Raw genomic sequence first — 24,794 nt, forward strand, 5'->3', positions numbered from 1 at the left:
GTGTGGCAAGTGCTGTTTATTATGAGACGACGCAATGCTAACAATCCTTTTAACAAGCCTATCGACGTTATGTAACGGGTTACATTACAAGTTTAAGCGTCAAATTGGCCCACATTGGTGCGACTTTTATAGAAAATAGATAGCTTCCAAACAAATCTTAAAGTTTTACAAGTTTCGGCTCACAAAAGCCGCGCAAACTATACAAGTTACAGTTTACTTGGAGAAGTCGTGTCCGCATTGATTGAGATCAGTATTGCATTTACGTCGTTCCACCTACAGGCATTTCATGGATTGTATTTCTTGATATACCTCTAAAGTGGTATGATGAGTAGATTATCACATCAAGAACTCACGCGGAAATACGAATAAATGGTTATCAAGGCGGACAGCCCAGCAACTTTTGCTGAGAAGTATATTATCGAAAGTATCTGGAATAATCACTTTCCTATGGGTTCCATCTTACCTGCAGAAAGAGAGCTGTCGGAACTGATTGGTGTCACGAGGACAACACTACGCGAAGTATTGCAGCGACTCGCGAGAGATGGATGGTTGACCATCCAGCACGGTAAGCCAACTCGGGTCAACGATTACATGAACACGTCTGGCCTCAACATTTTAGATACCCTCGTCACCCTCGAAGGGCAAGATGTTCATGGTGTGCTTGAAAACCTCCTTTCTGCGAGAACAGATATTGGTGGTGTTTTTATGCGCTACGCTGCTAAGAACAAGCCTGAATATTCGATAGCGTTGGTTGAGAGAATTATCAATAACTGCGAGCGCTTGCTGGAAAGCGAAAGTTTTAACAGCTTCATTGAAAACACCGAAGAAAAGGCCGATATTCTTGCGACAACCAAGAAGATTATCGACCGTTTCGGTAAGTCAAACCCTGAACTTTGTGAACAGATTTGTTGGGCAAGAGCATTCAACCACTATGACTACATGCTGTTTCAGGGAATGGCGCGAGCATCCGGTAACAAGATATATATACTGACCATGAACGGAATGCGTAAGATATATGCACGTGTTGGCGGTTATTACTTTATGGATAAGCGTGCGTGCCAGATTGCATTGTCCTTTTATCGTGATCTTCTTGAACTGATTGCTTCTGGTAACAACAAAGAAATTGCAGTACGTTTAAAGCAGTACGGCCGAGAGAGTGGGGCTCTCTGGTTGGCGAACAGAGACACAATAAGCCATTTGATGGAAGAAGAAGAAGCGTAACCTTTTCCCTAAGATGCAAAAAAAGAGGCTTAATGAGCCTCTTTTTTATTTCCACAAGGTGTTTCTAGCTGCCGGGTATCAGGTCTGGATCGAATTGAGGACGCTTTGGGCAAGTCGCAATAATCTTGGCTTTGCCGTCTGGCATTTCCTCTTCCAGAACGACTTCGAAACCCCAAAGGCGATGAACGTGTTTGAGTACCTCGTCATACGTGTCGTTCAGAGGAATTCGATTGTGTGGGACGTATCTGAGTGTTAAAGACCTATTACCACGCAGGTCAACATCCCAAACCTGTATGTTGGGTTCGTTGTTACTCAGGTTGTACTGTGCAGATAGCTTCTCCCTTATCTGACGATAGCCTTCCTCGTTGTGGATGCCCATCACTTCGATGAAATTCTGTCTGTCATCATCGTTGATGGCGAAAAACTTCATATCACGCATGACTTTGGGTGAGAGGAACTGACTAATGAAGCTCTCATCTTTAAAGTTTTGCATGGCAAAATGCACGGTTTCCAACCAGTCTTTTCCCGCAAAATCCGGGAACCAAAACTTGTCTTCGTCCGTTGGATTTTCACAAATTCGCCTGATGTCCTGAAACATAGCGAAGCCAAGCGCATATGGGTTGATACCACTGTAATAACGGCTGTTGTACGGCGGTTGAGCAACTACGTTGGTGTGGCTATGTAAGAACTCCATGATGAATCGGTCTGTTACTAAACCTTCGTCGTACATGTGGTTGAGAATGGTGTAATGCCAGAATGTCGCCCACCCTTCGTTCATCACTTGAGTTTGCTTTTGAGGGTAGAAATACTGACTTACTTTTCTCACGATACGGACGATTTCACGTTGCCAAGGTTCAAGTAACGGAGCGTGTTTCTCAAAGAAATAGAGAATATTTTCTTGTGGTTCAGAAGGGAAACGGTCAACTTGCACTTCCCGTTTTTTCTCGCTGGCGGGAATGGTTCTCCAAAGAGCATTTACTTGTGTTTGTAAATAATCTTCGCGTGCTTTTTGTCTTGCAACCTCTTCTGCCATTGAAATTTTTTGCGGACGTTTGTAACGATCAACGCCATAGTTCATTAGTGCGTGACAAGAATCTAGGAGTTTCTCGACTTCATCTACGCCATATTTTTCTTCGCAGTCACTGATGTAATTCTTCGCAAACAGCAGATAATCGATGATTGAGCTGGCATCCGTCCATGTCTGGAAGAGGTAATTCCCTTTGAAAAAAGAGTTATGCCCATAGCTGGCATGAGCCATCACCAGTGCCTGCATGGTGATGGTATTTTCTTCCATCAAGTAAGCTATACAAGGGTCAGAGTTGATGACTATCTCGTATGCCAGCCCCATATGCCCATGTTTGTAGTTACGCTCAGTCTCGATAAATTTCTTACCAAACGACCAGTGGCTATAGTTGATTGGCATACCCACACTCGAGTAGGCATCCATCATCTGCTCAGCAGTGATGATTTCTATCTGGTTGACATAGGTATCGAGTTTATAGTGCTCAGCGACGCGCTTAATCTCGACATGATATTGGTCTAGTAATTCGAAAGTCCAATCCGGACCATCACTCAGGGTCTTTTTCTTCTTTTTCGATGCGACAGCCATGTGAGTCCTCCTTAACAATTCGTCAGGACGTGGATCTGCGACTTCTTAATCAACCTGCTTTTTAAACAGCTCTCGAAATACAGGGAAGATGTCGTCAGCCGTGCGAATATTCTGCATAGCAAAATTCTCATGCGCTTCGTCAAGCGCTTCGTACTCACGCCAGAGTGTTTGGTGTGCTCTGCGGGTGATTTCTATGTACGAGTAATAGCGAGTAACAGGCAAAAGCTTTTGTTCAAGTATTTCCCGACAACCCGGTGAGTCGTCCGCCCAGTTATCGCCATCCGAGGCTTGTGCTGCGTAGATATTCCATTCGTTTGATGGATAACGATCTTTGAGGATCTCATCCATCAAACGCAGAGCACTTGAAACAATGGTTCCGCCCGTTTCCTGAGAATAGAAGAACTCATGTTCATCCACTTCTTTCGCAAGCGTGTGGTGACGTATAAAAACGACTTCAACATTTTTATAAGTTCTCGTCAGGAACAGATAAAGCAAAATATAGAAACGTTTTGCGATATCTTTTGTGGCTTGATCCATCGAACCGGAAACATCCATCAAACAAAACATGACTGCTTGGCTGCTGGGTTGTGGTCGCTTCTCGTAGTTTTTATAACGAAGGTCAAATGTATCAATGAAAGGAACAGCAGAGATTTTGTCTCTGAGAGCCTGAATTTCTTCTTGAACGCGCTTTTCCTCCAATGGTTTGGCTGGCTCAGTGCTTTTAAGCGTCTCAAGTTCAGCCTCAAGTTCTCGTAGCTTGCGCCGTTTACCTGCGGTCATTGCGGTGCGTCTAGCCAGTGAGTTCTGAAGTGACTTAACGATAGCGATATTTGCAGGTACACCCGTTGCTTTGAAACCTGAGCGAAATGTTTTCCATTCAACCAGCTTGTTCATCTGGTTCTTCTTCAAGTTTGGCAACTCTAAATCTTCGAACAACAGATCCAGATATTCATCTTTTGATATTTGGAAAACAAAGTCATCTTGCCCCTCGCCATCAGGGCTGGCGTTTCCTTCTCCGGCTCCACCACCACCGCCACCACCGGGTGGACGATCAATACGGTCGCCGGGTATAAATTGGTCGTTACCAGGGTGGACAGCATCGCGCTGTCCTCCTTTACCCTGACGAAAGGTGGGCTCCCGGATATCCCGGGAGGGTATAGTTACGCTCTCACCACTGTCGACATCTGTGATCGAGCGGCTGTTCACAGCATCAGCAATCGAATCTTTTATCTGCCGCTTGTGGCGGCGTAAAAAACGTTGTCTGTTTACCGTGCTTTTATTTTTACCGTTGAGCCTTCTATCGATAAAATGCGCCATAAGCTCTCCCCGTATTCGTTCATCATTACTCCTGAATACTGTCCTTAGGAGGACTTACGTACTCTCAAGTACCATTCGGAGAGCAGTCGCACTTGTTTGCGGGTATAGCCTTTCTCCATCATACGAGCGACGAAGTGTCGTGCTTTTTCTGCTCTTCGGTTGATGTTTTCGCATTGAACGAAATAACTGGTAGCAATTCTTCGGTATTGGAGAACATTTTTTTCTCAATAACCGTGCGCAGTTTCTCGTAACTGGTCCAAACTGGATTTTTACCTTCATTGTTGGCTCTGGCGCGAAGTACAAAGTTAACAATTTCGTTCCTGAAGTCTTTTGGATTACTGATACCAGCAGGCTTCTCGATTTTTTCCAGTTCGCTATTGAGCGCCGACCTGTCGAACAGTTGCCCAGTATCTGGATCGCGGTATTCTTGGTCTTGAATCCAGAAGTCAGCATAGGTGACATAGCGGTCAAATATGTTCTGACCATATTCTGAGTACGACTCAAGATATGCTGTCTGGATTTCTTTGCCGATAAATTCAACATACTTCGGTATCAAGTACCCCTTCAGGTGCTCGAGATATTTCTCTGCAATCTCTTGCGGGAACTGTTCACGTTCAATCTGTTGCTCGAGTACATAAAACAAGTGAACAGGGTTTGCTGCGACTTCCGAGTGATCAAAGTTGAAGACGCGGGATAGAATCTTGAAGGCGAAACGGGTAGACAGGCCATTCATACCCTCGTCAACGCCTGCATAGTCGCGATATTCTTGGTATGACTTCGCTTTAGGATCGGTATCCTTAAGTGTCTCACCGTCATAAACACGCATCTTTGAGAAAATACTCGAGTTCTCAGGGTCTTTCAATCTTGATAGGACACTGAAGCGAGCGAGAATATCCATCGTACTCGGTGAGCAGGGTGCGGCTGATAGCTCACTGTTTTGCAACAGTTTATCGTAGATTTTAATTTCTTCCGAGACGCGCAAACAGTAAGGTACTTTGACGATATACACACGGTCCAAAAAGGCTTCATTATTTTTGTTATTACGGAATGTTTGCCATTCAGACTCATTTGAGTGAGCGAGAATCATTCCATCAAATGGCAAGGCTGACAGCCCTTCAGTACCGTTGTAGTTACCTTCCTGAGTCGCCGTCAACAGAGGGTGGAGGACCTTAATTGGGGCTTTGAACATCTCAACGAATTCCATCAAGCCCTGATTTGCTTTACACAGTGCACCGGAGTAGCTGTAGGCATCTGGATCGTCCTGTGCAAAGTGTTCAAGCTGACGTATGTCTACTTTACCCACTAACGATGAGATGTCTTGATTGTTTTCATCGCCCGGCTCTGTCTTGGCGACAGCAATTTGGTCAAGAACAGATGGACGGACTTTGACAACTTTGAACTTGGTGATATCGCCGCCAAATTCATGAAGCGTTTAGCTGCCCAAGGTGACATGATAGTGCGAAGATAACGTTGTGGAATGCCAAAATCACTCTCAAGCACATCGCCATCTTCGGTTACGTCAAACAAACAGAACGGATGATCGTTTACAGGGCTGCGTTCACCGTTGGCGGTTAAGACATAGACGGGTACTTTCTGCATTAAACTCTTAAGTTTTTCAGCCAGTGATGATTTACCACCCCCGACTGGACCCAGTAAATACAGGATCTGTTTGCGTTCTTCGAGACCCTGAGCAGCGTGCTTGAGATAAGACACAATCTGCTCAATGGCATCTTCCATGCCATAGAAATCTTCAAAGGTTTTGTAGCGCGAGATGACTCGGTTAGAAAAGAGTCGGCTCAAACGCGGATCCATTGCGGTATCAATCATTTCCGGTTCGCCAATCGCCATTAATAGGCGTTCAGCTGCATTGGCATAGGCGCTGCGGTCTTCGCGGCACAGATCCAGAAACTCTTGAAGGCTCAATTCTTCGTCTTTAGCTTCTTCATAGCGTTGACGATAGTGGTCGAAAATACTCATGGTCCTGCCCCCCAAAACGCTTTACTGATAAAAAAGGATATTGCCGTGTTTACATTTAAATCCTTTGCTCTTTTAAGATTAGACCGAACTGCTTGTTTTGTAGTTGTGAATTGGTTGTTTTTTATAACGATTTTTTACAAATGTGAGCGCGGATAGTTTGTACACATTTCGCTCTATTAACTTACTATCCCCCCCTAAAAATTTATCTTCAAGAACAAAATTTGAACGATGGGTAAAGTGTGAATGCCGATAAACTTTTGTAAATTAAAATATTAGTGCTTGGGGAAAGCTGCTACATTGGTCTGGATGTATTTTGAACGATTTGGGACATTGAGTCAGGAATTAACGGTTTGGGACGCTTCGAGATATGGCAGTTTTAATATGCACCCGCAGGCATTTGACTGTCCTGATTTCGTTATTTTGAGTGCCAATAAATCTCTCTAAGAATGACGAATGGAGTAATGTAGGAGAGCGTCGCCACCCTCCGAGAAATTAACGTAGTGAAATTTCAGTAGTAATTGCGTGACTCTGGTCCGGCTGTAAGGTGAGACTTGAGTTGTAATCTGCTGACTCAACGCACACCATGGTACGAAACCCGTCATCAGACATATCTGCCATACTTGAAGACAATGTCTTCCATGGGTTCCAAACAACCACACAATTATTGCCTGTGTTGTCGACAGTAATTCTGCGAGAAGCACTAGCGTCATTAATGATCACTCTATTTTCTGGACGCAAAAAGACCTGATCAGTTTCTTCATCAAATGACAGGGTGCCTGATGACGGCTTAACTTCATTTCCATTTGTGCCGTCAATAAACTCGTTACCCACGCCTGATACTGAAGTGGAGGAGATGTCTGAAACAGAGAGATAGGTGTGTAATGCACCTCCCATATCCCATGCTTTACTGTCTGTGTTTGTGCCTTCAAGCGATACTTTCATGGCGTCGCTGATTTCAATTTTTAACGTTGTCTGGAATTCAAACGGCCATATTTTCAACGTTTCTTCACTGCTTTTTAGAGATAACGAGAGTGAAACGTACTGTGGAGACTCAGTAAACTCGGCGATACTCCAATGGCTGGTTCGGGCAAAACCATGACCTGGAGCTCTGAATTTTCCGAACCAAGGCCAACAGACTGGAATACCGCCTCGCAGTGCTTTTTTTCCACTAAAATCGGCGCGGCTGCTCATCCAAATCAAATCTTTTTCTCTTGCTGGACGGTAGCTTAGAACGTGGCCACCGAACAGAGAGACGATTGCTGATGCTTTGGGATGATGTATGTGCACTGCCTCAATGTTACCAAGTGCGCACAGGGTCAGGTATTCGGAAAAGGATTTTTTGTTGGTCAGTTTTTGATAGATATCCATAGTGCCTCTGCAGTCGTGTGGATTGCCTATAACAGAAACTAAAAAGGCGACCTGATGGTCGCCTTTTGTCTGCTCAACACGCTGAATAATCAGCAGGTCTGGCGGATGATTACTTAGAGATGTGAGCAACCAAGTCCAGAACTTTGTTTGAGTAACCGATTTCGTTGTCGTACCAAGATACAACTTTAACGAACTTGTCAGTCAGAGCAATACCAGCGTCTGCATCAAATACAGAAGTCAGTGTTTCGCCTATGAAGTCTTGAGATACAACTGCATCTTCAGTGTAACCAAGTACGCCAGCCATCTCTTCAAGAGATGCGCGCTTCATTTCAGCTTTGATGTCTTCGTAAGAAGCTGCTTCTTTCAGGTTAACAGTCAGGTCAACAACAGAAACGTTAGCAGTTGGTACACGGAAGGCCATACCCGTCAGCTTGCCGTTCAGCTCAGGAATTACTTTGCCTACAGCTTTAGCAGCGCCAGTTGAAGATGGAATGATGTTCTGAGAAGCACCACGACCGCCACGCCAGTCTTTCACTGAAGGACCGTCAACAGTTTTCTGCGTCGCTGTTGTTGCGTGAACAGTAGTCATCAGACCTGAGTCGATGCCCCACTTGTTGTTAAGTACTTTAGCGATTGGTGCCAAGCAGTTAGTAGTACAAGACGCGTTAGAAACGATGTCCTGGCCTGCGTAAGTTTCTTGGTTAACACCCATAACGAACATTGGCGTGTCGTCTTTTGAAGGACCAGTCATTACAACTTTCTTCGCGCCAGCTTCGATGTGTTTACGAGCCGTTTCGTCATTTAGGAACAGGCCAGTTGCTTCAGCAACTACGTCTACACCTGCTTCATCCCACTTAAGATCTGTAGGGTTACGTTCGGCAGTTACGCGAACGATTTTACCGTTAACGACGAGGTTGCCGTCTTGAATTTCTACAGTACCGTTGAAACGACCGTGAGTTGAATCGTACTTAAGCATATATGCCATGTACTCAACGTCGATCAGGTCATTAATTGCAACAACGTCGATGTCATTACGTTCTACAGATGCACGGAATACGAAACGGCCAATACGACCAAAACCGTTAATACCAACTTTGATAGTCATTATGTTGCTCCACAACTTAATTTCTAGTGAACTGAAACTGGTGTAAAATTACAGAAATCATGACCGCCATGCAAGCAAAAAACGGAACTTACTTGCCTCAAGTCAAATTATCATTGAAATTTAATTACATGTCATAAATTAATATTAGAATTTTATAAAATTATTTTATATCAATGATTTCCGTGATATCGCTCCAAATAAGCTTCTGTATATGAAATAAACGAAAATGTCTGAAATTCCATATCGTGAAGTATCGTTCTTTCAGCGATATCCTGACGTTTGATAAGTGAGACAGTGAACCAATGTGTTAAATTGTTTCGTTATTACCTTTCAAAAGCGATTGATTATTGGTGAAATCATTCGGAAAATTTCAGGTCAAATATGGGTATCACTAAGCCTGTAACTGTTCCTCAAGGAGGACATATGCTCACTAAGCCTTCAAGCGATGAATGGAAAGAAAAGCTGACGGAAGAACAATACAAAGTGTGCCGACTTGGCGGGACAGAAGCGCCGTTTAGCGGAACCTTGTTGCATAATGACGAAGCTGGTGTATACCAATGTGTCTGTTGTCACACTGCATTATTTACGTCTGACACTAAATTCAATTCGGGCTGTGGATGGCCAAGTTTCGACGCCTCCATTGATGGTGCGATCAAATACCTAAAAGACAGCAGCCACGGAATGATAAGGACTGAAATACGTTGTGCAAATTGCGACAGCCACCTTGGGCATGTTTTTGATGATGGGCCGACGGAAACAGGCACACGTTACTGTGTAAACTCTATCTCTTTGGGCTTTGAAGGTGATAACAATTAACAATTGATTCAGTTTCCGTCACTCCTCTTCAGTAAAGTGTTCCACCATGCTGAATGTGAATGAGCCACTGTTTATCGACTTGGACACTTCGTTAGCGAGCTCGTCGAGAGTATCGCGAGTCTCTGGTTCCATAGGATACATGAATTCCAGTTTTTTCGGGCCTGCAACGGGTAGATCAAGATAGTTCCCAACCATGGCCCAGAAATACGCGTTCTCAATTTTTCCCAGAGCATGGTAGTTGGTGGCCAGTGATTTAATCGCCTCTGGCACTGATTTGTCTCTTTCTTCACCTGGCTCTCCGTCGTAGAAAGTCAAGGCTTTGACCAAGATATACGCCGCGTGCGCTTTATCTTTGTCGACATAATAACTGGCGAGACCAAGTTGTAGTTCGGTCGAGTCAAGGTATGGGGTGTCTTCAAGGCGTAAGTATTGCTCTAACGCTTTCTGATCACCCTGACTCCAGCGGTACAAAATAATTTCAGGAAGCGGTGATTCCTGTAACTCCTTTTCGAGTCTTCCTTCCGAGTCTTTGGCGTGAAATAAAGCAACAGACCGTTTCGAGAGTTTTTCTTTCAGCGTCGTCGTTTGAATTTGCGCTGAAACTGTCATGCATCTAATGTAGATTTTGGTCAATTTCAGCTCAGCAAATTTGACCATGTCTTTGGGGTTTTCTTTTGACTCCAGACGCTGCCAGATGAGGGCCATCCTCTCGTCTTTGCATTGATTGTCATTCATGTTCAGCTTTTCACAAAGCTCTGTGTTCGCATTACAGAGCTGTGTTGTACTGCGGTGGTTATCTGTGCACGCTGCGACAGCAAATAGGAGTAACAAGACCACACATTTGTAGTTGGATCTATAGATGCCTTTATCATGTTCTCTCATCAGGCCTAATCTCGCGTTATTTATTGTTTTATTACATAAACTTTAGCGTAAAGTTACCCGATATTTATTTTTTTGACCTGTAAGCAGCAAGGGTAAAAAACTCAAAACGTTGTTTTTGGCCAAGCGAAATTTAAGGAGGCATCGAAATACGTCCAGACTTGACAGGTAATATAAAGTGATTACTGTTGTGTCAGGCATAAAATGTTGGATTATTTTACATGGATACAGAACAACTTCTTTCCTCTATGACGCCAGAAGTTCTCGAGAGGCTCAATTACGTTGTTGAAACGGGGAAGTGGCCTGATGGCTCAGTGGCTTCACCTGAGCAACGCGACAACGCAATGCAGGCGATTATGCTTTATCAATCTCGGCACAATACCTCGCCTCAGCACATGACTGTTGGAGCAGGTGGCGATATCACCTTCAAGTCAAAGCAAGAACTGAAGCGAGACTTTTCGGGGGAGGGCGAGACGATCGCTAAAGTGAAGCTTTCTGACAAGTAGCACCGACCACTAGATACAAAAAAACCAGCATCAGCTGGTTTTTTTTGTATCTAGGCTGACCTTACAAACTCAGTTCACCTCGAAGGTCTGCTTGCAAAAGACTTCGGACTTTTTCAATGGACTCACCTTTACTTAATAAGTAATGAAGCTTGGCTAGCGCCGCTTCAGGTGTCATATCGAATCCGCTTAATACACTCGCTCCTGCCAGCGCACACCCTGTCGCATAACCATCCATATTAACTCGGCCTGCAAGACACTGCGTAAGATTGAGAACAATTACACCTCTCTCTGCGGCTTCTTTCAACAAAGCATGAAGCTCTGGATTTTGTGGGGCGTTCCCAACACCAAATGTCAATAATATCATTGCATTGACGGGCTGTTTCAGTGCGTTTCTGACGACGTCAGGCGATATGCCGGGATACATCATAATGACGGCCACAGGCTGTTCTGTGATTGTATGAACTTTGAAATCACCCTCTGCCTTTTTGTCGATTTCGCCGCTTTTGACTTGGATATTGATCCCTGCTTCGAGCAAAGGGGCAAAGTTTGGTGATGTAAATGCGTTAAAGCCATCGGCATGCGATTTTGTACTGCGGTTACCTCGTAAAAGCTGATTATTGAAAAACAGCGAAACTTCATTTATCGGATAATTGGCTGCAATATGAAGCGCATTCAGAAGGTTTGCTTGTCCGTCTGAACGCAGTTGAGCAAGCGGGATTTGTGAACCAGTGACAATGACTGGCTTACTGAGGTTTTCCAGCATGAAGGAGAGCGCTGAGGCGGTATATGCCATGGTGTCAGTGCCATGGAGTATCACAAAGCCGTCATAGTCGTCATAATTTTCACCAATATCATCGGCGATGCGCTGCCAATCTGCTGGCGTCATATCAGAAGAGTCAATCAATGGATGGTATTCGTGAATGGTAAACTCGGGCATTTCCGGTCGATGGAATTCCGGCATGTTTTCAAGTTGTTGTTGCATGAAACCGGAAACTGGGATGTACCCCTGCTCGGACTTTTGCATCCCAATCGTACCGCCAGTGTACGCAATGTATATGTGTTTTCTAGCCATCTTCAGAGTATAGGTTGCCGTTTTGATGCGGCATTATACGCACGAGCGAGGCGAAAAAAACCCCGACCATGGCCGGGGTTTCGTCATTATTGGTAATAGTTGCAGTTCAAGCAGAATGCATAACGCCCGGTAGGGTCGTTAAACTGATCTAACGTTTTCAGTTCAGCCAGCACTTTACCTGAAAACTCTTGCGCGACTGACGGTAACTGCGCTTTAACCTGTGCGCCGATCATGACAGAAGCCTGATTAAGCATGTCGTAGAAGAATTGCTCAGCAGGCGTTAACTCTTCGCGCATCCAGTTCAGCGAGTAGTTATCGATACCCGCGAGCTCTGCAGCTGCAGTAATGGCATCGTCAAAGTCACCAAGCTGATCAACTAAGCCAATGTTCATTGCGTCTGCACCCGTCCAGATTCGGCCTTGCGCAACAGTGTCTACCTCAGCCAATGGAAGCTTTCTGTAGTTCGATACCAGGCCAATAAAGCGTTGATAACCATGTTCAATGCCAAGCTGCATGATGTTAGCAACATCTTCAGGCAGTGCTCGGGTAACGCCTATACCTGCAAATGGTGTTGTGCCTACACCATCGCTTTTGACGCCATATTCATCCAACACTTTCTCAAAGGTCGTTAACAAAGCAAAGATGCCGATTGAACCGGTGATCGTAGTTGGCTGGGCGATGATTTTGTCTGCGCTGACGGAAATCCAGTAGCCGCCTGAAGCCGCAACACTCGACATTGAAACGACGACAGGTTTGCCTGCAGCACGCAGTGCATCGACTTCATCCCGGATAACTTCTGACGCAAACGCGCTACCGCCCGGACTGTTAACCCGTAAAATAACTGCTTTTACTGATTTGTTAAGGCGCGCATTGTGAAGTTGAGCAGCAGTCGAATCGCCACCGACTGCACCATTTTGCGCATAGCCGTCAACGATAGAACCACTGGCGACCACTACAGCAATCTCATTTGATGAGAAGTTCAACTGAGTTGATATCGGGTTGTAATCGTAAATACTGACGTAGTTGAAGCTGTCTTTACCATCACTACCAAAATCTTCCGCCAATGTCGTTCCCATCTCTTGGCGTGTGGCAAGTTTATCAACGAGCCCCAGGCGTTTACTCAATACGGCGAAATCACCTTTTACTTCTTCGAGTGCAGCCTGAAGGTCTTTTACGGATGGTGAAAGCACAGATTGGTTAACATTGCGGTTTTGAGCAACGTCAGACACATAAGCGCTCCAAAGTTGTCCTAGCCAGTTTTCACTGTTTTGTCGTGCTTCCGGTGACATTGATGAACGCGTGTAGGGTTCAACAAATGATTTGTAAGTACCGACTCTGAAAACATGCGTAGAAATGTTTAGCTTCTCAATCAGCTCTTTCCAGTAAAGCGTGTAAGATCCATATCCTTGCAGTAGCACCGTGCCGTCACGAGACATCATTATCTCGTCAGCAGTGCTGGCTAGGTAGTATTGGCTCTGGCTGTAGTGACCGCCAATAGCCACCACTTTTTTGCCACTTTGTTTAAATTCTTTGATGGCTTTTGCGACATACCGCAGTTTCGTCAAGCTGGTGTTTGGCATGTTAGATAGTTTCAACACAATGCCATTGATGTTCTCATCGTCTTTTGCTGCACGAATTTTATCAACTATGTCAAATAGCACCGTTTCCTGAGGTATTGACTGGCCAAGCAGATCCAGCTTTGCAATGTCGTAGGGGTCGAACTGACTCTTCTGCTCAACCAACGGTCCGTTAATATCGACTAACAAAGCGCGATTGCCTGCAAATATCGGCGCTTCAGTCTCCAAATGCATATCGTTCGTTGCTGCAATGTAAATAATTGCAATCAATGCCAAGAACAAAATATTGGTAATTAACAAACGAAAAAAAGTTAAGTGCTTTTCCAATCCAACGAAAAATATTGGCAATAAATTTAAAGAGTTTCTTCATGTCAGGGTCCGGCTTAAGTCTGTTTATATATCCTATCGAAGAGTCACTTTTTTACCTAGTAAAGTTTTTTTTGTGAGAAAAATGTAAACGATAGTTTGAAATGAACGTTTGAGGAGGCTATTCTGGTCAGACCAGATAGTATAATAACATGATTGGATGGAAGCCAAATGGAACAAAAGTCATACCCTCATCTGCTTGCACCGTTAGACCTCGGGTTCACTCAATTAAAAAACCGCGTGCTTATGGGATCCATGCACACAGGTCTGGAAGAAAAGAAAGGGGGCCTCAAAAAGCTGGGTGCCTTTTATGGAGAAAGAGCCAAAGGCGGCGTCGGCATTATAGTAACCGGTGGGTTCTCCCCGAACATGCGTGGTAGCCTGTATCCATTTGCAGCGTCGATGACTTCAGGTCGTCATGCTCGTTCTCATCGAGTTGTTACAGATGCTGTTCATGAACACGACGGAAAGATTGCCCTACAGCTCCTTCATGCAGGCCGATATTCCTATCATCCACTTGCTCAGAGTGCCTCCTCTATTCGCGCTCCGATTTCTAAATTCACCCCTTTCCAGATGAGTGACCGTCAAATCCGCAGCACCATCAAGGACTTTGCCAAGAGCGCTGAGCTTGCCCGTGAAGCTGGCTATGATGGCATCGAATTGATGGGCTCTGAAGGTTACTTAATCAACCAATTTATTTGTGCGCGCTCCAATACCCGTTATGACGACTGGGGTGGCAGTTATGAAAACCGTATCCGCTTCCCGCTCGAAGTTGTTCGTGCTGTGCGTCAGCGTGTAGGTCGTGACTTTATTATTATCTTCCGTTTGTCGATGCTCGATCTTGTTGAGCAGGGCAGTACCCATGAAGAAGTCATCATGCTCGCGAAAGAGCTTGAGAAAGCAGGCGTGACGATAATTAACACTGGTATCGGTTGGCATGAAGCAAGAGTTCCAACAATAGCGACTCAGGTTCCGCGTGCAGCCTTTACGTGGGTGACTGAGAAGCTGCGAGGTCAGGTCAACATTCCATTGGTCACGACTAACCGCATTAACACGCCAGAAGTGGCTGAGGATGTGCTTGCGTCGGGTCATGCTGATATGGTTTCAATGGCTCGTCCATTCCTTGCCGATGCTCATTTCGTTGCAAAAGCAGCAGAAGGCCGTTCAGAAGATATCAATACCTGTATTGCATGTAATCAGGCTTGTCTTGACCATGTGTTCCAAGGTAAGCGCGCTAGCTGCTTGGTTAACCCTCAGGCATGTTATGAAACTGAGCTTGTGGTAACACCGTCCGCTTACAAAAAGAAAGTGGCTGTTATCGGCGGTGGTATGGCAGGCATGTCAGCTGCGACAACAGCGGCCGAACGTGGCTTTGACGTTGTACTGTTTGAGAAAAGCGACACGCTTGGCGGCCAGTTCAATTTGGCGATGCAAATCCCTGGCAAAGAAGAGTTTAAGGAAACCATTCGTTATTTCAAACGCCGTGTGGATCAAACAGGCGTTACTGTGAAACTCAACACCAATGTTTCTTTGGATGAGCTCAAAGGCTTTGATGAAGTGATTCTCGCAACAGGTGTTAAACCAAGAGTACCTGCTATTGAAGGTATCGATCATGAAAAAGTGATTGATTACCAAACATTCATTCGTGATCAGCCTGAAGTTGGGTCACGTGTTGCTGTTGTTGGTGCTGGTGGTATCGGTGTTGATATTGCAAGTATGATCACTGAGCCTGAAGATACTTCACTTGATAATTGGCTTAAAGAGTGGGGGGTAGACAAATCAATTGGACAAGCCGGTGGTTTGCAACCTGCCGAAACCCATAGCTCGCAGCGTCAAGTTTGGTTGCTTCAGCGTCGTGAAGGTCAGGTTGGTAAAGGGCCAGGTAAGACAACTGGGTGGATCCACCGTAAGACATTGCAAAAGCGTGGTGTCGAGCTTTTGGGTGGCGTCAGCTACGAGAAAATCGACGATCAGGGCCTTCATATCTCGCTTGAAGGTCAATACCATATTTTGCCTGCTGACCACGTGATTATCTGTGCTGGCCAAGAGTCAGTGCGTGGTCTTGCTCAACAATTAGAAGATGCGGGTAAATCATTCCACATCATCGGTGGTGCAGATAAAGCGGGTGAACTTGATGCCAAGCGAGCGATTCGCCAGGGTATCGAACTAGCGATCAGTCTCTGATAATTTGTTAACCCCTGAGTTTGTCAGGGGTTAACAGTGATTCTTTGTGTTAGGGTGATTGTATTCTGTATCGATTGAAGATGGATAATAATGGATGCAATTACCCTGTTGACCCAACGGCGGTCAGTACCTCGCCTTTCGTCACCAGCGCCTTCTGGTGATGCCCTTAACGTTATTTTGGATGCTGGATTACGTGCGCCCGATCATGGTGCGCTTACTCCTTGGGAATTTATTGTTGCCGAGGGTGATGGCCTAGACAAGCTCTCTGCCATTTTAAAGCGCGCAGCTGAATCAGACGGTGCATCTGATGGCATCATCGAAAAAGCGACGAATGGACCCTTTCGAGCACCTATGGTGATCACCGTAATCGCGCGGACTAAACAGCATGACAAGGTCCCTTTGGTTGAGCAGTACATTTCTGCAGGGTGTGCGGCACAAGCAATGCAAATGGCAGCTGTTGCTCAGGGCTTTCAAGGATTTTGGCGAACGGGTAACTGGGCGTATCATACTGAGGTGAGAGCCGCCTTAAATGTTGAAGGTGATGATGCGATCGTTGGTTTTCTATATCTGGGAAGTGCTGAAAATACACAGTCATCTATTCCGAAGCGAAGCCGAGATAAGTTTGTCACCTACCTTTGACGTTGGATAGAAATAACTGGATAAATATCCAGTTATTTCTTGTCTATATCACGAAGTTTCGCTACATTGTTACAATATTTCCTCCAAACATCTTTCCTCTATGGCTCGACTATTTATTGCGGAAAAGCCCAGCCTCGGACGTGCAATTGCAGCAGCGTTACCTAGACCACACAAAAATCAGCAAGGCTATATCGAGACCGCCAGCGGTGATACTGTCACTTGGTGTATTGGTCACTTATTGGAGCAGGCAGAGCCAGACGCCTACGATGAAAAATATAAGGCGTGGAATCTAGATGATTTACCGATTCTGCCTGAGAAGTGGCAGTTAAAACCCAGAAAATCAGCAGCTAAGCAACTGGCTGTGGTCAAAAAGCTGGCAAAACAATTTGATCAAATTATTCACGCGGGTGATCCCGACCGAGAAGGGCAGTTGTTAGTCGATGAAGTTTTCGATTACATACGCCTCCCGAAAACAAAGAAACAGTCTATTCAACGCCTTCTGATCAGTGACCTCAATGTTTCTGCGGTTAAAAAAGCGCTCAATAACCTGAAAAGCAATCAACTTTTTGTTCCCTTGTCCGTGTCTGCTTTAGCCAGATCCCGTGCTGACTGGCTTTATGGAATGAACATGACCCGAGCGTACACTTTGTTGGGTAAACAGGCTGGCTACCAAGGCGTATTGTCAGTCGGTCGGGTACAAACGCCAGTACTGGGCTTAGTCGTCAGAAGAGATCGGGAAATAGAGAATTTTGTCGCTAAGCCATTTTATCAGCTCGATGCGATTATTCCCCACGATGGAACTAACATCCGCGCCAGATGGCAGCCTAGTGATACTTGTAAGCCATGGCAGGATGAAGAGGGAAGGGTCATACATAGAAAGCTGGTTGAAAATGTCGCACAACGTATTGCTGGTCAGCCTGCTGAAGTGACAGAGTCAGAAAGAAAAAACAGCAAACAGTCTGCTCCATTACCTTACAGTTTATCTGCTCTTCAGATTGATGCAGCTAAACGATTTACCATGAGTGCAGCGGATGTTTTGTCATGCTGTCAGTCACTGTACGAAAAACACAAAGTGATTACGTATCCACGCTCCGACTGCCGATACCTTCCAAAGGGCCATCACAAAGAAGCGCCGGATGTAGCAAAAGCAATTTCAAATATTTCGGGGAATTTAAGCAGCGCGACTGAAGGTGCTGATTTTTCTTTACGCTCTAAAGCATGGAATGACTCTAAGGTTGAAGCACACCATGCCATCATTCCGACAAGCCGCAGTGTTAAGGCTTTATCCCCCGGTGAAGCGAAGGTATATGAGCTAATTGCACGTCAGTATTTAATGCAGTTTTATCCATCAGCAGAGTACGCAGAAGCCAAACTTGTGTTTACCATTTCGGGCGGCCATTTTATAGCAAAAGGAAAAAAGCTCACTGAACAAGGATGGAGAGCTCTTCTACCCGCACCTAAGCAGCAAAATAAAGAAGAATTGGATACAGCTGTTCCTCCTTTGAAGAAAGGAACTATGCTTGTTTGCGAAAAGGGAGAGATCAAAGACTGCGTGACTGAACCGCCAAAATTCTTTACCGAAGCGACCTTGTTGCAGGCGATGACGGGTATAGCAAGGTTTGTGCTTGACCCTGAATTCAAAAAAATTCTTCGAGAAACTGACGGCCTAGGAACAGAAGCAACTCGCGCTGGCATTATGGATTTATTGTTCAAGCGACGACTCTTGAAGCGTGAGGGCAAGCAGATACGTTCAACGCAATCGGGTCAAGGGCTGGTAGATGCATTACCACAAGCATCGACGTATCCGGATATGACGGCAAACTGGGAAAGGCAGTTGCATGATATGCAGATAAGAAATTTTCTTATCAAGCATTCATGCAGGCACTTGAGAAACAAATCGAAGATATCGTGATTAAGGTTCGTGCTGAGCCAGTACCTCAAGCCCTAAAAAACTTGCCACAAGATCAACCTAAGCCAAAGCGTCGCCGGAGTACCAAAGGAAAGTCGAAGCGTCATACGACAAAGGCTTGATTTTTTCCCATTCCTTTTGCTTCATAAAGTGCTCTGTCAGCATCAAGGAAAAGTGAATGCGACGACTTCGATCTGTCTGGTACCAACGTTTTACCACCAATACTTACTGTTACGAATTGATTGGCTTTTGAATCTCGATGGGGGATTTCAAGTGCTCTGATTTTTTCGCAGGCCACATCTGCAATGATTTTGGCGCTTCTTATATCGCAGCCAGGGAGAAGAAGGACGAACTCTTCACCACCAAAGCGTCCAATGTTTGCTCCAGCTCTTCTCTCGACTGTGGAGAGTGCTTCGCCCACTTTTACAAGGCAGTCATCACCTGCGGCATGGCCATATAAATCATTGAATTGTTTAAAAAATCAATATCAATAATCAACATCGATATCGGTGTCTGATGTCTCTGTGCTCGGCGCCACTCGATATCGATTATCTCGTCGAGTGCCCGTCGATTTAATAACCCGGTTAAGCTGTCTTCACGTGAGAGCTTTTCCAGCATTTTATTTGCAGATTCAAGTTGAGTCGTTCTCTGGGCGACCCTCATCTCGAGTGACTGATTGAGAGTTTTAAGCTCACCTTGTGAACGTTGATGGATGAGGTGTTGAGATAGAGTGATACCTAAAAATTTCAATAATTGGTGGTGGTAGTCCTTCAACGGTGTTCCACTCAATAAGTTGTCACATGCTATCCAGCCTAGTGGCTCGCGCCCATCCCACAATGAGATAAAGCCATTCCACCCGTACCCTACATTGTCTTTTCCATGTGTAAGAATGGTGTCTTCCGATATTGCTATTAATTGCTTACGATCTAATGTGCTTTGCGCGATAGGGTGTTCGTGGATGGAGGTAACATAGTGATGTTCACTGACGACTTTACCTTTTGTATCTGTACCATAGGTTCCCTTCACTAATCCGCTGTGGCTGTGCAGAAGGAAAATAGCCATACGATCGAAATCCAGCGCTTTTACACATTCATACACAGCTGTGTGCAGCATGTTGTCCATTGACTGTGTATTCCATAATCGTTGGGATATTTTGTGCAGCGTATGAAATTGTTCCAGCAGTCGATTTTTGTCATTCAGTGTTTTGTCTAACGAATGACGAACCCCTGAATGGTCGGCCTTTTCTTCGCGTAAGAGTTTTTGGAGAAACGCGTTTTTGAATGAAGATGTAACGACTTGGCTGAAGTGTGTTTGAAGCTCTTCATCGATATGTAATTGTAACGGCAGTTTCAGATAGACAACAAAGTGCTTGTTGTTACTCAAACTAAACGGTAATAGCCACTCACCACTTTTAGGAAAGTAACCACTACATGTTTGAGGATCACGTATGGTTGAGACTAATGCGTTTTTTAGCTCTAAGGTCAATACGATAGCGCGACGTGATTGACCGCTGACGAGACTCGTGTGGCAATCTGTAAAGTTTGACCAGGTATTTTTAGAACTATCGAGACCGAATATAGCCCACTGATCTGTGGAAAATAATTGCTTCAGATGTTGATCGAAAGCCATACACAATGATGCAAAGTCTGGCTCGTTTTGCAGGGCATTGCAGATGCTCAAACACTGTGAATGGCTGAATGGTGGCATAACTGATCAATTCCTTGGAGAGGAAGGCTAGCGAGCATGCGTTTCTGACATGCAATCAGTATGTCACCACTCTGAAAATGGAGACGGGTGTCGTTTGTAGTTTATCGAGCCACTTCACGTAAGTGTTTGATAACGTTTGATATGGAGTGAATTATCAGTTCTCAGATACTTGCATTTAGCTGAAATATGCCGAAATACAGCCAATTAAGGTCATAACAAATAAGAACCATCTCAAGGTGTTTGGGTTAGCCTTTATTGCCATCTTAACGGCTATCCAAGCGCCAAACATTGAGCCTATTGCTAGCAAGATCCCTGGAAGCCATAAAATCAGATCATCAGCAATGAACACAACCATTGAAACTGCGGTGAACGCCAATGCACAAACCACTTTCAAGGCGTTGCCTCTGACTAAATCGTACCTGAGTGTTCCACAAAGTGCTGCAAGCAACACGAAACCGACACCGGCTTGAACAAAACCACCATAAAAACCTGCAATACCCAAACCGAGCCATGACATTGGGGTTTCGGTAACTTTTTTCACCTCAGTGCCTGCATCTGGCATAACGGTCTGTGGCTTCAGCAAAATAATTGTTGCCATCAATAACATGGTGCCGAGAAGTGCGGGTTTTATCCATGCTTCGGGGAGCCAAGTTACTGCTGTTGCTCCCAGCAGGCCGCCAATGATTGTAGGGATAAGTATGGGGATGAGTTGACTGGTATCCAGCTTATTGTGGTGACGGAAGCCAGCTACTCCCGATACGCTTTGCATCAGCACGCCCACACGGTTAGTGGCGTTGGCTACGTCGGCAGGTAACCCAAGCACGATCAAGGCTGGGATGGTCAAGTTAGAGCCGCCGCCTGCGAGAGTATTGATAATGCCCGCGATGAAACCAAGAAAAAGGAGCAAGATAGAAAAAGCAAAGGAGACTTCAACAACCATATATCATCCTTGATAGTGGGCGTTTCCTAGATTGAGTGTAAGCAGTAGGAAAGTATACTGCCTCTGGATACGAGAGAGCCCGCAGCATGCTGCGGGCTCTCAAAAAAATGGTCGGTCTGACTGGATTTGAACCAGCGACCCCTGACACCCCATGACAGTGCGCTACCAGGCTGCGCTACAGACCGACTCTACGCCCAGCATGTTACGAACTGGGTGGTTGCATGTCAATGACATCATTATCATTTTTCAGCACTTTCAAGTCATTTGAGCAAATATGCGTCAAATTGGTAGGTCAGCGACGTTTTAATCAAACTGAATATGTCGTGTTAATCTGGTATTAGCCGCTGTTTTGCTGATGTTGAGAGTAAAAGCGTTTCAACTCGTGCATGACTTGAATGAGCACTGAAACCTGCGGTTTACCCTGTGGTTGTAACTTATAATTGTTATCGTAGACGTGATAATTGCCAAATTTATCAACAATTGTCACGTTATCTTTTTGAATAACAGCAATATCCCGGCTGTCACCTGCAATAACCCATTTTCGTGGTGTCTGTGATAATTCGAACATATTTTTACCACTGGTATAAAGGTATGCAGGGCTCGAAACATCCAGCATCGATTCCATCAACGTTGGCACAAGGTCCAAGTGGCTGCTGTAGTCCTTCATTGCCAGTGAATCTTGTTTGGGCCAATGGATCACCATGGGAACGCGTAACTGGTATTGGCTGTAATTACTGTTTGAGCCCCAACTGTTTGATCCAGTCTCGTTAAATTCAATCCCATGGTCTGAGGTAAACACCACGATAGTATTATCTAGTACACCAGATTGTTTCAGGTTGTCGAGTAAGCCTGTAACCAGACTATCTGTGTAATGTGCTGCGTTGTTATAACTGTTTTTCAATAAGATAGGCGAATATTTGGTGACACTCCCTTCGCTATGTTCCAGCGATGGACTAAATGGCTTCTTGTATTCACCACCTTGTTCATATTGGCTGACAGAACTTAATTGGAGAAAACCGAACCATGGCTTCTTCGCATCTTTTTCACCAACCCAATTTTGCAGTAATTCAACGGCTTTCTTGTCTGCTAAGGACGCGTCAGGCTGATTGATTGTAGGCATGGTTTTCAGAGAGTCTGAAAAGACACTTTGATAATAAATAGGGTCTTCAAGGTTATTGCTGCTGAATATACCGAAGTCATAGCCCTGATTTTTCAATGTTTTGAGCAGCTCAGGCTCCAAGCCTTCGTTCCTTATGCTCCTTGCATAGTTTCCAGGTAAACCATAGAACAGACCAAAGATACCTGCCATCGAGTCGTTGGAGCTGCTGTAATGCTTTTTAAAGCGCAGGTTATTATCCGCAAAATTATCCATACCCGGCATGACAATCGGATTCAGCATGTCTGCACGTAGGTCGTCGACCAGTATAATTAATAAATTATTTTTACTCAGCGAACGATCTTCTGAGTATGTTAACGGCTCTAATGGGTATAGAACTTCCTGATTACCTTGCTTTTTAATTTGTTCTTCGCGGCGTTTCTGGTATTCCTGCCTGTTAAGGAAGCCATGTTTTTCCATGAATGTTTTGGCTGTCATTGGGTATGACAATGGGAAATTAGAACGCTGAGATGTGACTGGCGAGTATAAAAAAGCATCAGCCCAAATGTGAATGAGGTGACTGCCCGCAAAACATAGCGCGAACACCATCGCAATCGGGAAACCTACCTTCTTTCTTGATAGTTTACGAAGGTTTCGCCAAATCCATTCAGATATACCGACTTCAAACAGGAAAATGACCGGCACGACAATAAACAGTGTTTGCCAGTGAGTATTAATCGTTGTGTTTTCACCACTTATAAGTAATTCCCACACCAGCAGATTAAAGTGGAGGTGAAGGTTTTCATAAGCATAAATGTCGACCAACAGCATGGTAATGCCGAGGGTTGAGACGACAATAGCGAAAAGCCTCATCAATCGCTGCGAGACGAGAACGAAGCTGGCAGGGAAAACAATAAGAATATACAGGGCAAAGACAAGAAACCCAAAATGGCCGATCCACGTCAGCAGTTGATATGCTTGTGCCAAGGTAGTTTCGGGCCACCCTGAGCTGTACACATACCGTATGCCGATGAGCATCACAACGATGATGTTGAAGAACGTAAACCAGTGCCCCCAGCTAACTAGCCGTGACACCTTGTCCCTGTATGAATTACCGCTATCGACCATATATTGGATACTTCTGCTGTTATATTTTTTATTTGCTGCTAGACACGATGACTGTGTATTTAGTCGTTATCAATAGACGCTAGTAGCGCCTGAGCGAACTTCTCTGCGATCACTTTCCGTTGTGGAGCAGGGATGTTGTTGATCAGATTGGTTGCAATGTTACCCACTACCATCAGAGAAAGATCGGTTGAGGTTTTATGCGACTCAAGTACATTGACAACATCGGTGAGAATCTGTTCAACGTTTTTGTCTTGATATTTTGAAGTTACAGGCATAGGAACATCTTTACTGTCGAGAGTTAATATAAGCGGCGTATAATACCGCACACTCTAGTCAGACGAAAAATTTTTTCAATTATGAGCCTTACTCTTTCCAATGTCATTCTGCACCAACTGAATAAGCAAGACGACGAGACTTTACAAGTTCAACTCAGAAATGAGCTACTCTCCCATTCACCGTCGACAGAAAACCTGATTGCTGAAATTCATCGGGTTTATAATGCCAAGGCAGGCAAAGGTTTTGGTCACTTCTCAGAAGAGAGTGAGTTGTCGACATGGCTAAAGGCAAGCCGAAATAATGAAATGGATTTTCTCAGTTTGTCTTCCAAAGCCGCCGAGCGTTTAAAAACCGAGCTCGCGAAGTATCCGTTCGCTGAATCAGGTGTTCTAGTGATGGCAGAATACCGCTCACTGGCCACAGAATACTTGTTTATAGGACTGCTGGAATCAAAAGCCAGTATGAAAGTGACCGATGAACTTGATCTCAGCACCACTGATTACCTTGATGTGGCAAAAATGGATATTGCTGCGCGTATCGATCTCTCTACTTGGGAGACCGATAGCGATTCGAACCGTTATCTGACATATATTAAGGGCAGAGTTGGCCGCAAGGTCTCCGATTTCTTTCTTGACTTTATGCAAGCTGAAGTGGGAATGGACACCAAGCAACAGAACCTTGTGTTGATGCAAGCTGTTGAAGATTATTGTGCGGATTCTCGACTGGATAAAGAGGAAAAGCAGGAGTACCGCAAACAAGTATATGACTATTGCAATGGTCAGCTGCAATCTGGCGATGAAGTGATTGTCAAAGAACTTGCTGGGGAACTGCCGAGCAACGAGCAGGGAGTCGACTTTTACCAGTATGCATCCGAACAAGGTTATGAACTTGAAGAGAGCTTTCCTGCAGACAGAACATCAATGCGTAAACTGACCAAGTTTGTCGGTGCAGGCGGTGGTCTCTCAATTAACTTTGACAGTATGCTTCTCGGTGAGCGTGTTTTTTACGACCAAGACACCGACACCTTAACGATTAAAGGTACACCGCCAAACCTTCGCGATCAGTTGGCACGAAGGCTAAACGTTGAAGAGTAGAAGTGAAA

At 44.9% G+C, this 24,794-nt stretch carries 16 protein-coding genes, 1 tRNA gene and 3 pseudogenes; 7 read left to right on the forward strand and 13 right to left on the reverse strand.

Going from position 1 to position 24,794, the window contains the following annotated elements:
* The first annotated feature begins 369 nt into the window (after positions 1–369).
* Entirely contained in the window at positions 370–1,221 is an 852-nt protein-coding gene (gene fadR, locus CS022_RS08765; protein ID WP_129121969.1) for a fatty acid metabolism transcriptional regulator FadR, read from the forward strand.
* A gap of 64 nt (positions 1,222–1,285) precedes the next feature.
* Here the strand turns inward: fadR and CS022_RS08770 are convergent, their stop codons facing one another.
* From CS022_RS08770 to gap, 5 genes and pseudogenes are all read right to left on the reverse strand, one after another.
* The gene (locus CS022_RS08770) at positions 1,286–2,830 is read right to left on the reverse strand and encodes a SpoVR family protein (protein ID WP_129121970.1); all 1,545 of its coding nucleotides are present in this window, start codon (positions 2,828–2,830) and stop codon (positions 1,286–1,288) included.
* A 45-nt stretch (positions 2,831–2,875) separates the two neighbouring features.
* A complete protein-coding gene (locus CS022_RS08775; protein WP_129121971.1) occupies positions 2,876–4,147 on the reverse strand; it encodes a YeaH/YhbH family protein in 1,272 nt (423 codons plus the stop codon).
* Positions 4,148–4,191: 44 nt separating this feature from the next.
* Positions 4,192–6,124 (reverse strand): annotated as a pseudogene (locus tag CS022_RS08780) (PrkA family serine protein kinase).
* Positions 6,125–6,616: 492 nt separating this feature from the next.
* On the reverse strand, positions 6,617–7,621 hold the full coding sequence (locus tag CS022_RS08785) for a D-hexose-6-phosphate mutarotase (RefSeq protein WP_235869337.1): 1,005 nt from the start codon (positions 7,619–7,621) through the stop codon (positions 6,617–6,619).
* Positions 7,602–8,597, reverse strand: a complete 996-nt coding sequence (gene gap, locus CS022_RS08790) for a type I glyceraldehyde-3-phosphate dehydrogenase (RefSeq protein WP_129121972.1) — start codon at positions 8,595–8,597, stop codon at positions 7,602–7,604. The genes CS022_RS08785 and gap overlap by 20 nt, the downstream gene beginning before the upstream one ends.
* 423 nt (positions 8,598–9,020) lie before the next feature.
* Here gap and msrB point away from each other — a divergent pair, with 423 nt between their 5' ends.
* Positions 9,021–9,413, forward strand: a complete 393-nt coding sequence (gene msrB / locus CS022_RS08795; protein ID WP_129121973.1) for a peptide-methionine (R)-S-oxide reductase MsrB — start codon at positions 9,021–9,023, stop codon at positions 9,411–9,413.
* Between the two features lie 18 nt (positions 9,414–9,431).
* On the opposite strand, the gene CS022_RS08800 is transcribed toward msrB, so the two are convergent.
* Positions 9,432–10,295, reverse strand: a complete 864-nt coding sequence (locus CS022_RS08800; protein WP_129121974.1) for a DUF2989 domain-containing protein — start codon at positions 10,293–10,295, stop codon at positions 9,432–9,434.
* A gap of 218 nt (positions 10,296–10,513) precedes the next feature.
* Here CS022_RS08800 and CS022_RS08805 point away from each other — a divergent pair, with 218 nt between their 5' ends.
* Positions 10,514–10,798, forward strand: a complete 285-nt coding sequence (locus CS022_RS08805; RefSeq protein ID WP_129121975.1) for a YeaC family protein — start codon at positions 10,514–10,516, stop codon at positions 10,796–10,798.
* 61 nt (positions 10,799–10,859) lie between these two features.
* On the opposite strand, the gene ansA is transcribed toward CS022_RS08805, so the two are convergent.
* Both ansA and sppA read right to left on the reverse strand, forming a co-directional pair.
* A complete protein-coding gene (gene ansA, locus CS022_RS08810; RefSeq protein WP_129121976.1) occupies positions 10,860–11,870 on the reverse strand; it encodes an asparaginase in 1,011 nt (336 codons plus the stop codon).
* An 86-nt stretch (positions 11,871–11,956) separates the two neighbouring features.
* Positions 11,957–13,795 carry a signal peptide peptidase SppA gene (gene sppA / locus CS022_RS08815; protein ID WP_328590336.1) on the reverse strand — a complete coding sequence of 613 codons (1,839 nt, stop codon included), beginning with the start codon at positions 13,793–13,795 and terminating at the stop codon, positions 11,957–11,959.
* A 189-nt stretch (positions 13,796–13,984) separates the two neighbouring features.
* Between sppA and CS022_RS08820 the strand changes: the two genes are divergently transcribed.
* The 3 genes and pseudogenes from CS022_RS08820 to CS022_RS08830 all read left to right on the forward strand — a co-directional run bounded on the left by CS022_RS08820 (position 13,985) and on the right by CS022_RS08830 (position 18,667).
* Complete coding sequence (locus CS022_RS08820; protein ID WP_129121977.1) at positions 13,985–15,997, forward strand: NADPH-dependent 2,4-dienoyl-CoA reductase; 2,013 nt, start codon at positions 13,985–13,987, stop codon at positions 15,995–15,997.
* A gap of 90 nt (positions 15,998–16,087) precedes the next feature.
* Complete coding sequence (locus CS022_RS08825) at positions 16,088–16,636, forward strand: NAD(P)H nitroreductase (RefSeq protein ID WP_129121978.1); 549 nt, start codon at positions 16,088–16,090, stop codon at positions 16,634–16,636.
* A 100-nt stretch (positions 16,637–16,736) separates the two neighbouring features.
* Positions 16,737–18,667 (forward strand): annotated as a pseudogene (locus tag CS022_RS08830) (DNA topoisomerase III).
* Here the strand turns inward: CS022_RS08830 and CS022_RS08835 are convergent.
* The 5 genes and pseudogenes from CS022_RS08835 to CS022_RS08855 all read right to left on the reverse strand — a co-directional run bounded on the left by CS022_RS08835 (position 18,649) and on the right by CS022_RS08855 (position 23,691).
* A pseudogene (locus CS022_RS08835) lies at positions 18,649–20,252 on the reverse strand (GGDEF domain-containing protein). The pseudogenes CS022_RS08830 and CS022_RS08835 overlap by 19 nt on opposite strands.
* Before the next feature lie 175 nt (positions 20,253–20,427).
* Positions 20,428–21,192: a sulfite exporter TauE/SafE family protein gene (locus CS022_RS08840; RefSeq protein WP_129121979.1), complete on the reverse strand. Its 765-nt coding sequence runs from the start codon at positions 21,190–21,192 to the stop codon at positions 20,428–20,430.
* A gap of 108 nt (positions 21,193–21,300) precedes the next feature.
* A tRNA-Pro gene (locus CS022_RS08845) sits at positions 21,301–21,377 on the reverse strand.
* Between the two features lie 152 nt (positions 21,378–21,529).
* Positions 21,530–23,416, reverse strand: a complete 1,887-nt coding sequence (locus CS022_RS08850) for a DUF3413 domain-containing protein (protein WP_129121980.1) — start codon at positions 23,414–23,416, stop codon at positions 21,530–21,532.
* A 59-nt stretch (positions 23,417–23,475) separates the two neighbouring features.
* Positions 23,476–23,691 carry a YejL family protein gene (locus CS022_RS08855; RefSeq protein WP_129121981.1) on the reverse strand — a complete coding sequence of 72 codons (216 nt, stop codon included), beginning with the start codon at positions 23,689–23,691 and terminating at the stop codon, positions 23,476–23,478.
* 81 nt (positions 23,692–23,772) lie between these two features.
* On the opposite strand from CS022_RS08855, the gene yejK reads away from it, so the two are divergent.
* Positions 23,773–24,786 carry a nucleoid-associated protein YejK gene (yejK, locus tag CS022_RS08860; protein WP_129121982.1) on the forward strand — a complete coding sequence of 338 codons (1,014 nt, stop codon included), beginning with the start codon at positions 23,773–23,775 and terminating at the stop codon, positions 24,784–24,786.
* Positions 24,787–24,794 lie beyond the last annotated feature (8 nt).

It is taken from the genome of Veronia nyctiphanis (assembly GCF_004116385.1).
Classification (GTDB): domain Bacteria; phylum Pseudomonadota; class Gammaproteobacteria; order Enterobacterales; family Vibrionaceae; genus Veronia; species Veronia nyctiphanis.